1 protein-coding gene and 1 pseudogene are annotated in these 824 nt (G+C 76.2%); both read left to right on the forward strand.

Features of this window, described 5'->3' with window-relative positions:
• Positions 1-423, forward strand: a pseudogene (locus Q6969_RS16010) (DUF4190 domain-containing protein); the annotation flags it as partial.
• Positions 424-434: 11 nt separating this feature from the next.
• The coding region (locus Q6969_RS16015; RefSeq protein ID WP_317231324.1) for a DUF1801 domain-containing protein at positions 435-824 on the forward strand (390 nt) is incomplete at its 3' end.

An 824-nucleotide genomic window follows, 5' to 3' on the forward strand; every position in this document is an offset into this window, starting at 1 on the left:
ATCGGCACCCCCGTCACGGGCGAGGGCATCGACGGACCGGAGTGGCAGGTCATGCTCGGCACCCCGGTGCTCGACGCGACGGCGGCGGTGCTCGCGGCGGATCCGACCAACGAGGCCCCCACGGAGGGCATGCAGGACGCGGTCGTGCCGGTCACGGCCACCTACCTCGGCGCCACCGTGGGCGATCCGCTGTCGGAGCTGGCGGTGGGCTTCCTCGCCGCCGACGGATCGCAGTACTCGGCCGCCGACAGCTTCGTGCTCGCCCCGGCTCCGGCGTTCACCGACAACGAGGAGCTGCTGGATCCGCTGGGCACGGCGACCGGCAACGTGGTCGTCGAGATCCCCATCGACGGCGCCGCGGACGGCTTGTGGGCGACCGCGCCGGGCACGCTGTCCGACGCCTACTACTTCCGGGTCGGCTAGGGCGCGGGCGCATGGCGCGGACGGATCCGGAGGCGTCGCGACGCGACGTGGAGGCCCGGCTGACCGCGCTCGCGCACCCGCTCGCGGAGGCGGTCGCCGAGCTCCGGTCGGCCGTGGCGGCGGGGCGACCCGACGCCGTGGAGTCGTGGAAGTGGAACGCGCCCAGCTGGGCGCTCGACGACCACTTCGCCACGCTCGCGCTCCGCAGGCCCGACGAGGTGCTGCTGATCCTGCACGCGGGCGGCCGGCCGAGGTCGGACCGGGGCGCCATCCGAGTCGCGGATCCCGCGGGGCTCCTGCGCGCCGCCGCACCCGACCGGTCGATCGCGGCCTTCCCCAGCGCGGACGCGGTGCGCGCCGCCCGTCCCGCCCTCGAGGCCGTCGTGCGGGAGTGGGCGGCG

Origin of the sequence: Clavibacter sp. MX14-G9D (assembly GCF_032917815.1) — a bacterium.
Classification (GTDB): Bacteria; Actinomycetota; Actinomycetes; order Actinomycetales; family Microbacteriaceae; genus Clavibacter; species Clavibacter michiganensis_K.